8 protein-coding genes and 1 pseudogene are annotated in these 9300 nt (G+C 75.1%); 5 read left to right on the top strand and 4 right to left on the bottom strand.

Annotation, left to right across the window (positions count from 1 at the left end; all coding sequences use genetic code 11):
• The 4 genes and pseudogenes from AA75_RS19875 to tsaD form a co-directional block, all read left to right on the top strand.
• Positions 1–185: pseudogene (locus tag AA75_RS19875) on the top strand (energy-coupling factor transporter transmembrane protein EcfT); the annotation flags it as partial.
• Positions 182–1828: an ABC transporter ATP-binding protein gene (locus AA75_RS19870; protein ID WP_033821462.1), complete on the top strand. Its 1647-nt coding sequence runs from the start codon at positions 182–184 to the stop codon at positions 1826–1828. The pseudogene AA75_RS19875 and the gene AA75_RS19870, both read left to right, overlap by 4 nt.
• Positions 1825–2679 carry an ECF transporter S component gene (locus tag AA75_RS19865; protein ID WP_051812827.1) on the top strand — a complete coding sequence of 285 codons (855 nt, stop codon included), beginning with the start codon at positions 1825–1827 and terminating at the stop codon, positions 2677–2679. Before AA75_RS19870 ends, AA75_RS19865 begins: the two co-directional genes overlap by 4 nt.
• Before the next feature lie 103 nt (positions 2680–2782).
• Positions 2783–3850 carry a tRNA (adenosine(37)-N6)-threonylcarbamoyltransferase complex transferase subunit TsaD gene (gene tsaD / locus AA75_RS19860; RefSeq protein WP_033821461.1) on the top strand — a complete coding sequence of 356 codons (1068 nt, stop codon included), beginning with the start codon at positions 2783–2785 and terminating at the stop codon, positions 3848–3850.
• A 25-nt stretch (positions 3851–3875) separates the two neighbouring features.
• On the opposite strand, the gene AA75_RS19855 is transcribed toward tsaD, so the two are convergent.
• Positions 3876–4481, bottom strand: a complete 606-nt coding sequence (locus AA75_RS19855; RefSeq protein ID WP_233289100.1) for a TetR/AcrR family transcriptional regulator — start codon at positions 4479–4481, stop codon at positions 3876–3878.
• A gap of 218 nt (positions 4482–4699) precedes the next feature.
• Between AA75_RS19855 and AA75_RS19850 the strand changes: the two genes are divergently transcribed.
• Positions 4700–6436, top strand: coding sequence for an amidase (locus AA75_RS19850; RefSeq protein ID WP_033821459.1), 1737 nt, complete (start codon positions 4700–4702; stop codon positions 6434–6436).
• Positions 6437–6513: 77 nt separating this feature from the next.
• On the opposite strand, the gene AA75_RS19845 is transcribed toward AA75_RS19850, so the two are convergent.
• The 3 genes from AA75_RS19845 to AA75_RS19835 all read right to left on the bottom strand — a co-directional run bounded on the left by AA75_RS19845 (position 6514) and on the right by AA75_RS19835 (position 9266).
• The gene (locus tag AA75_RS19845) at positions 6514–7263 is read right to left on the bottom strand and encodes a YcnI family protein (protein ID WP_063794399.1); all 750 of its coding nucleotides are present in this window, start codon (positions 7261–7263) and stop codon (positions 6514–6516) included.
• 181 nt (positions 7264–7444) lie between these two features.
• Entirely contained in the window at positions 7445–8206 is a 762-nt protein-coding gene (locus AA75_RS19840; protein ID WP_149038261.1) for a hypothetical protein, read from the bottom strand.
• Between the two features lie 103 nt (positions 8207–8309).
• Entirely contained in the window at positions 8310–9266 is a 957-nt protein-coding gene (locus AA75_RS19835) for an NAD-dependent epimerase/dehydratase family protein (RefSeq protein ID WP_033821458.1), read from the bottom strand.
• Positions 9267–9300: the final 34 nt, after the last annotated feature.

Here is a 9300-nt window from a genome sequence, read left to right as displayed (position 1 = left end):
CTCTCTACCCGCTGAGTTGGCCCGCCCTTCCGGCCGTCCCCGTGCTGGCCCTGCTGCTGGCCGGCGCCGCCGGTGTGCTCTCCCCGCCGCCCGGCCGGCCCCCCGTATCCGCCGCCCTGCCCGACCGGCGGGCCGCACGCCCCGCGGCCGGCGCCGCCCGCCCGCACACCGAGGTGACCGAGTGATCCGATTCGACCAGGTCGGCGTGGTGTACGACGGCGGGTCCACCCCCGTCCTGCGCGATGTCGACCTCCACATCCCCGAGGGTGAACTCTGCCTGGTGGTCGGCCGCACCGGCGCCGGCAAGTCCACCCTGCTGGGCGCCGTCAACGGGCTCGTCCCGCACTTCACCGGCGGCACCCTGTACGGCAGGGTGACGGTGGACGGCCGCGACACCGCCGACCACCCGCCGCGCGAACTGGCCGATGTGGTCGGCGTGGTCGGCCAGGACCCGCTGGCCGGGTTCGTCACCGACACCGTCGAGGAGGAACTCGCCTACGCGATGGAACAGCTGGCGATCCCGCCGGAGGTGATGCGCAAGCGGGTGGAGGAGACCCTCGACCTGCTCGGCCTCGCCGACCTGCGCCACCGCGCGCTGCACGAACTCTCCGGCGGCCAGCAGCAGCGGGTCGCGATCGGCTCGGTGCTCACCGCGCACCCGCGGATCCTGGTCCTGGACGAACCCACCTCCGCCCTCGACCCGACCGCCGCCGAGGAGGTGCTGGCGGCCGTCACCCGCCTGGTGCACGACCTCGGCGTCACCGTCCTGCTCGCCGAACACCGCCTGGAGCGCGTGGTCCAGTACGCCGACCGGGTCGCCTACCTGCCCGGCGACGGCACCGTCGTCCACGGCCCGCCCGCCGAGGTCTTCGCCACCACCAGCATCTCCCCTCCGGTGGTCGAACTCGGCCGCCTGGCGGGGTGGCGCCCGCTGCCGCTGTCCGTCCGGGACGCCCGCCGGGCGGCGGCGCCGCTGCGGGAGCAGCTGGCCGGACATCCGGTCCCGCCGCCGCGCGACACCACCGCCGGCGGCGGCGCGACGGTGCTCTCCGCCGAACGGATCGTCGTGCGCCACGGCCAGGTGGTCGCCGTCCGCGACGTCGGACTGGAACTGCAGGCCGGCCAGGTCACCGCGCTGATGGGACGCAACGGCTCGGGCAAGTCCTCGCTGCTCTGGGCCCTGCAGGGTTCCGGCCCGCGGCAGGGCGGCACCGTCAAGGTCGCCGGGACGGACGGCAAGGCGGCGACCGACCCCAAGAAGGTCTCCGCTGCCGAGGCCCGCCGCCTGGTCGGCCTGGTCCCGCAGACCCCGACCGACCTGCTCTACCTGGAGTCGGTCGCCCAGGAGCTCGCCCAGGGCGACCTGGACGCCGGTCCCGGCGCCGGGCACACCGCGCGGCAGGTCCTGGACCGGCTCGCCCCGGGAATCCCGGACGACAGCCACCCCCGCGACCTGTCCGAGGGACAGAAGCTGGCCCTGGTGCTGGCGATCCAACTGGCCGCAGCCCCGCCGGTGGTCCTGCTGGACGAGCCCACCCGCGGGCTGGACTACCCGGGCAAGGAGGCGCTGATCGGCATCGTCGACCACCTCGCCGCCGAGGGGCGCACGGTCGTCGTGTGCACCCACGACGTCGAGTTCGTCGCCGCGGCCGCCGACCGCGTGGTGGTGATGGCCGAAGGGGAGGTCGTCGCCGACGGACCCACCACCGAGGTGATCGTCGCCTCGCCGACGTTCGCGCCGCAGACCGCCAAGATCCTCGCCCCGCTGCTCTATCTGACCACCCGCCAGGTCGGCCGGGTCCTCGACACCGCGCGGGCCGCGCGGTGAGCGCCGCCCGGGTCGCCGTCCGCATCCCCGGCCGCGCACGGCTCGTGGTGGCCCTGGCCTCGTTCATCGGCCTGACGGCCTTCACCTGGCCGTTCGTCGTCGCCCCGGGGAAGTTCGGGTCCAACTACGCGCCGCCGCTGATCTTCGGCGCGCTGCTGGTCCTCGTCCTCGCCGTCGTGATCGCCGAGATCTCCGCCGGCGGCATCGACGCCAAGGCCCTCGCGATGCTCGGCGTGCTCTCCGCCGTCAACGCCGGTCTGCGCCCGCTGGGTGCCGGGACCGCGGGGGTGGAGACGGTGTTCTTCATCCTGGTCCTCGCCGGGCGGGTCTTCGGCCCCGGCTTCGGCTTCACCCTCGGCTGCACCTCGCTGTTCGCCTCCGCCCTGATCACCGGCGGCGTCGGGCCCTGGATGCCGTACCAGATGTTCGGCTGCGCCTTCGTGGGGCTGCTCGCGGGGCTGCTGCCGCGGCTGCGCGGACGGGCCGAGGTGCTGATGCTCACGGGGTACGGCGCGGCCTCCGGCTACCTCTTCGGGTTCCTGCTCAACCTGTCCTTCTGGCCGTTCGCCACCGACCCGAACAGCTCGATCGCCTACCTGCCCGGGCTGCCGTTCACCGAGCAGTGGCACCGCTACCTGCTCTTCGACCTGGCCACCTCGCTCGGCTGGGACACCGGACGCGCCGTCACCACCGGGGTGTGCGTCCTGATCGTCGGGCCGGCGGTCCTCACGGTCTTCCGCCGTGCCGCCCGCCGCGCCAACTTCGAGGCCCCGGTCGCCTTCGCCTCCCCGGGCGGGGACCCGGGCACGGACCCGGGTGCCGTTCCGGTGGCCGGGAGCGCGGCGCGGTGAGCAGGACCGCCGGGCCGAGGTGGCCGTCCGGCCACCCCCGCACCTTGTTACACAATATGTGCAGGTAGGTAACTGCTGCGACAAGGTTTGGGTGAGGGTGACGATGGCGGGATCGCCGGTGGTGCTGGGGATCGAATCGTCCTGCGACGAGACCGGCGCCGGTCTGGTGCGCGACGGCGTGCTGCTCGGGCACGCGGTGGCGTCGTCGATGGACGAGCACGCCCGCTTCGGCGGCGTGGTCCCCGAGATCGCCGCCCGGGCCCACGTCCACGCGGTGGCCCCCGTCGTACAGGAGGCGCTGGACCGGGCCGGGCTCGTCCTCGCCGACATCGGCGCCGTCGCCGTCACCGCCGGCCCCGGCCTGTCCGGCGCGCTCCAGGTCGGCGTGGCCGCCGCCAAGAGCTACGCCTACGCGCTCGGCGTCCCGCTGTACGGCGTCCACCACCTGGCCGGCCACGTCGCCGCTGCCACCCTCGACGGCGGGCCGCTGCCCGACCCCTGCATCGTGCTGATCGTCTCCGGCGGGCACACCTCCCTGCTGCTGGTCCGCGACCTCGCCCGCGACCCGATCGTCCACCTCGGCGACACCCTGGACGACGCCGCCGGCGAATGCTTCGACAAGGTCGCCCGCATCCTCCACCTGCCCTACCCCGGCGGCCCCGCCATCGACCGCGCCGCGCGCGACGGCGACCCGGAGGCGGTCCGCCTCCCCCGCCCGCTCAGCGGCCCCGACGACCCGCCGTACGCGTTCTCCTTCTCCGGCCTCAAGACCGCCGCCGCCCGCTGGGTCGAGGGGCAACGCTCCGCCGGCGCCGAACCGCACGTCCCCGACGCCGCCGCCGCACTCCAGGAGGCCATCGCCGACACCCTCACCCGCAAGGCCGTCCGCGCCTGCACCGACCACGGCATCGACACCCTCGTGGTGGTCGGCGGCGTCGCCGCCAACTCCCGCATCCGCGCCCTCACCGAACAGCGCTGCGCCGCCGCCGGCATCACCCTGCGGGTCCCCGCCCTGCGCCTGTGCACCGACAACGGCGCCATGATCGCCGCGATCGGCGACCTCCTGGTCCGGTCGGGCGCCCGACCGGCCCCGCTGGACCTCTCCATCGACCCCTCCGCCCCGCTGGAGTACGCCGCCCTGAGCCCGCGCGTCCGCGACCGCGTAGCGTGACGGACACCGCCGGCCGGACGTGCCGTCAGTCCTGAGCGGCCGGCCGCAGTTCGCGTTCCAGGGCGGCCAGGGCGAACGCGTTCGCGGAGGCGTCCTGCCAGCGCGAGCGTCCGAACATCACGTCCCCGGAGAGCCCGTTGAGCATCGCCACCGCCCTGATGACGAACTCGGACGGGTCGACCTCGGCGAACTGCCCCAGGGCCCGGCCCTCCAGCACGATCGCCTCCAGGCGCTCCTCCCAGGTGTCCGAGAGCGCGGTGAGCAGGTGCCGGCCGGCGTCGTCGTGGCGCTGGGCCAGGACCTGCGTCCACAGGGCGTAGCGTTCGTCGCCCGGGTGGCGGGGCAGGTAGAAGCGGACGAACAGCGCCAGCTTCTCGGCCGGGGACGCGGCCTCGTCCGCGGCCTGCTGGAACCGCCGGCCGAGGTCCGCCTCGCTCCAGGCGAGGACTTCGAGCAGGAGGCGGTCCTTCTTGCCGAAGTGGTAGAGGATGTGCCCGGTGCTCATCCCGGCCCGCGCGGCGATGTCCGACATCCGTACGGCCGCGGTGCCCTTCTCGGCGATGGCGCTGATGGCGGCCCGCATCGCCCGTCCCCGTGCCTCGTCGCCGCTGGGCTGACGCTTCCTGTCCACCGAGGTCCGGGCAGGCCGGGGTGCTGCACCCGGCCCGGTCTCTGGCGTCGGCATGGCCTCACCCCTCGATGCTGGAGATCTAGATCCGTAGTCTAGACTGAAAATCTAGTCAGGGCGACCGGACGTGGCCGGCGCATGCGCGGATCCGCCCCGCACCGGCGGTTCGCCGATCCCGCCCCACCACCCCGTCCCGTACCAACCAGCCAGGAGGCACCCGCATGACGCGCGGATTCGACGTTGTGGAGACCTGTATCGCCGATCTGCGCGCGGCGCTGGAGAAGGGCGAGGCCACGGCGGTCGGCCTGCTCGACGCCTACCTCGCCCGGATCGAGGCGTACGACCGGCCCGGCACCGCCACCGCGCTCAACGCGATGGTCGTGATGAACCCGGACGCCCGCGCCGAGGCCGAGGCCTCCGACGCCCGCCGCGCCCGCGGCGAGACCCTCGGCCCGCTGGACGGCATCCCGTACACCGCGAAGGACAGCTACCTCGCCAAGGGGCTGACCGCCGCGGCCGGCTCACCGGCGTTCGAGCACCTGACCGCCCAGCACGACGCCTTCGCCATCGAGCGGCTGCGCGCGGGCGGCGCCGTCCTGATCGGCCTGACCAACATGCCGCCGATGGCCAACGGCGGCATGCAGCGCGGCGTGTACGGCCGCGCGGAGAGCCCGTACAGCGCCGACTGGCTCACCAGCGCCTACGGCTCCGGCTCCTCCAACGGTTCGGGTACCGCGACGGCAGCGTCCTTCGGCGCCTTCGGCCTCGGCGAGGAGACCTGGTCGTCGGGCCGGGCACCCGCGTCCAACAACGCGCTGTGCGCCTACACCCCCAGCCGCGGCGTGATCTCGGTGCGCGGCAACTGGCCGCTGGTGCCGACCATGGATGTCGTGGTCCCGCACACCCGCACCATGGCCGACCTGCTCGAACTCCTCGACGTCATCGTGGCCGACGACCCGCAGACCCGCGGCGACCTGTGGCGCGCGCAGCCGTGGGTGCCGCTCCCGGCGGCGTCGCAGGTACGCCCCGCCTCGTACCCGGCGCTCGCCCCCGCCGACGCCCGGACGGCGGCCGCCGCGCTCGCCGGCAAGCGCGTCGGTGTACCCCGGATGTACATCAACTCCGACCCCGACGCCGGGACCAACCCCGACGGCGGCATCGGCGGCCAGACCGGGCAGCGGATCGACACCCGCCCCTCGGTGATCGCCCTGTGGGAGGCCGCCCGCCGCGACCTGGAGGCCGCCGGCGCCGAGGTGGTCGAGGTCGACTTCCCCGTCGTGTCGAACTACGAGTCCGACCGCCCCGGCGCGCCCTCGCTGCTCACCCGCGGCCTGGTCGGCCGGGACTACCTCGCCGTCGAGATCGAGGACCTGTCCGCCTGGGCGTGGGACGACTTCCTGCGCGCCAACGGCGACCCGGCGCTCGCCGGCCTGGCCGAGGTCGACGGCGAGCTCATCTTCCCCAAGCACGAGGGCGAGCTCCCCGACCGCTACGCCGGTTTCGACGACACCATCGGCGAGTACCCGCGCTTCGTCCGGGAGCGCCCGTACGCGTCGTTCACCGACATGCCGCACCTCGAGGAGGGGCTGCGCGGCCTCGAGGAGACCCGCCGGGTCGACCTGGAGCAGTGGATGGACGAACTGCGCCTGGACGCGGTGGTGTTCCCCGCGGTCGCCGACGTGGGCCCGGCGGACATGGACGTCCGCGAGGCGTCCGCCGACCTCGGCTGGCGCAACGGCGTCTGGGTCGCCAACGGCAACCTGGTGCCCCGTCACCTCGGCATCCCGACGGTGACCGTACCGATGGGCACCATGGCGGACACCGGCATGCCGGTCGGGCTGACCTTCGCGGGCCGCGCCTACGACGACAACGCGCTGCTGGCCCTCGGCGCGGCCTTCGAGGCGACGGGCAGCCGCCGCACGGAGCCGCCGCGCACGCCGCGGCTGTCGGCGTCGTGACGTGACGGTGCGCTGAGCCGATGGGGCCGCCGCGGCCCGGCCGGTGATCCGGCCGGGCCGCGGCGCTTTCGGAACGGTCAGGCCTGCGGGCCCTCGTTGCGGCGGCGCAGGCCGAGGACGCCGAGCGCGGCCCCGACCACGCCGACCACGATGCCCACGACACCGAGGGTGCGCGCGGCGCTGTCGGAGGACGTGGAGGCCGCCGAGCCCGCGGCGGCCGGCGGGGCGGCCCGGCCGGCGGTGCTCGCGGTCATGCCGTGGGTGTCGCCACCCTCGGCGGCGGCCTTGGTGAGGGTCAGGACGGGCGCGGGGTGCTCGGGTTCGGGCCGGCCGTCCTTGCTCTCCTCGATCCAGCGGACCACGGTGCCGTCGTCGTAGGTCTGCAGGGCCTTGAAGACGATCTTGTCGGTGTCGGTGGGCAGCGGGCCGAGCGAGACCGCGAAGTCCTGGAACTGGCCGGGCGCGATCTTCGCGTTCGCGTCGGCCGTCCAGGTGATCTTCGAGACCGCCTCCGTGATCTCGTCGCCGTCATCGGTCTTCAACGGCGTCGCGAGCTTGGTCTTCTCCGCGGTGGCGGTCCAGCCGGGCAGCGGCCGGGTCGCGACCGAGGCCACCGGGTGGTCGGCGGGCAGGGTCACCTCCAGCTTCGTGGTGGACGCGGTGTCGCTCTCGTCCGGGACACGGAAGGCGACGGCGGTGTACGCGCCCTGGGCGGCGGTGCCCGGCTGCACGGTCACGTGCGCGAACGCGGGAACCGCCGAGGCGAGCAGGGTCGCACCGGCCAGCACCGACGCGGCGGCCAGACGGCGGGAGAGGGTGGAACGCATGGGTGTGGTCTCCATCCGGGAGATCGGCACCACGCGGCCGCGCACCGACCGGGCAGGTCGGCACGCCACCAGGGCGCGGTGCGGGAACGCTGACGGGGTTGTCCGGCGGCCGTCCCGGAAAGGGGTGCGGCCGCCTGCGGCAGCGCGAAGGCGGCGGGCGGAGCGCAGGCTCCGTCCGTGCCTAGGCGGTGACGACCCCCGGCGGTCCCCGGCGGAGCAGGCTGTGGCGCAGCAGCGCCGACCGGTGGTGCGGCGGGACGGTGTCGCGGCGGAGCCACGTGCGCACGAGTGGCGCCGCCGGCGGGACGGCGGTTCCGGTGAGGACGGCGAGGGTGCGCCGGACGCGCCGGCTCCAGTGGCGGGCCGCGGCCCGGACCGTCCGCGTGAGGTCGAGCAGCCGCCACAGCGCCACCTCGACCCGGTGCAGCAGCCAGCCGGTCGCGAGCGCGGCAGCGGCATGGCCGGCCAGCATGCCGGGCGACAGGCCGAGCACGCCCGCGTGGACGACGGCGGCCGTGTGATGCAGGTGCCCGGCATGGGGACCGGTCCCGGCCGACGGCACCGGGCCGGATCCCGTACGGCCGCCCGGTCGGTGGGCCCCCGCCGGCATGCCGGGCATGCCGGGCATGGAGGCGGGCGTGGGGAGCGGCGTGGTCATGATGTGCCCGGTACGGAACAGCAGGTGCAGTCCGAGCTGCCCGGCCGCCACGCCTGCGGTGATCGCCGGCAGTGACCGGCGGCGGCCGGCCGCCACGCCCGCCGCGGCGCAGACCAGCAGCCAGCCCAGCGCGACCAGCGGCAGGCCCACCGCTGCCCCGCCCGCGGCGCCGTGCGCCGCTGCGGCCAGGGCCACGCTCACCGTGGCGAAGGCCGACGCCCGCACCAGCCGCACATCCAGTGCGGCCGTACGGCGAGCTGGCCCCGGGGCGACGGTGACGGTCATGGCCGCCACATCATGCCACCCGCCCGCCGCCGGCCGATCCCCCGGTTCCGAACCTCCAGGCGCCCTGCACGGGGTGGGCACACCGCCCGCGCATGCCGGTCCGTCAGGCTCCGGCGAGCAGGTCCGCCTCCTGCGTGGCGGACAGTCCGTGCCGCAGCGGCGGCTCGCCGCGCTCGCGGTCCCAGGCCAGTACGTCAGCGACGGTCACCGCCAACGGGGTTGCGGGCAGGCCGGCGGCGCGGGCGCGCGCGGCGCTCCGCTGCTGGGTCGGCCACATCGACTCGGGGCGGGTCAGCGGGAAGAACGGCGGCACCGCTCCGGCCGGCACCGGGACGATCTCGACCCGGCTGCCCGCGACCTGCGCGCAGGTGGTGATCAGCTCGGCCATCGTGGTCGGCTCGGCCGGGCCGACGGCGTGGAACGCGCCGGGCCTGTCGTCCTGCAGCAGTTGCACCACGAGGCGGGCCGCGTCGCGGGAGTCGACCACCTGAACGGGCTGTTCGGGGCTGCCCGGCAGGGCCACCCGGCCGCCGCGCGCGGCCCGGCGGACCCAGTACACGAGCCCGTCCTGCACGTCGTACGGCCCGGCGACCTTTCCCAGCCGCACGATCGTCGCCCGTGCGCCGTACCGGGCCACCACGTCGTCCTCGCACGCCACCTTGCACGGCCCGTAGGTGTCCTCGTCCAGCTCCTCGGTGTCGCGCACCGGCGGGCGGCGGGGTGTGTCCTCGTCCGAGCCCGGCCCCACGCCCGTCTGCACGTAGACGGCCTGACTGGAGATGAACAGGTACCGGCCGACCCGGTCGCCGAGCGCCGCCATCGCCTGACCGACGTGGCGCGGCACGTACCCGCTGACGTCCACGACGGCGTCCCAACTGCCGCCCTGCAGCGCCGTGTAGTCCCCGGTGTCCCGGTCACCGATCAGCCGGGGCACGCCCGGGAACAGGTCCACGCCGGTTCTGCCCCGGCCGAACAGGGTCACCTCGACCCCCTGCCGCAGCGCGTCGTCAACGATCGCCCGGCCCACGAACGAGGTGCCGCCAAGTACGAGAAGTCGCATGGCGGTCGACAGTAACGGTGTCCGCCCGCCGCCT

Source organism: Kitasatospora sp. MBT63 (assembly GCF_000710465.2).
Taxonomy (GTDB): Bacteria; Actinomycetota; Actinomycetes; order Streptomycetales; family Streptomycetaceae; genus Kitasatospora.
This window is presented reverse-complemented; position numbering and strand designations above follow the sequence as displayed.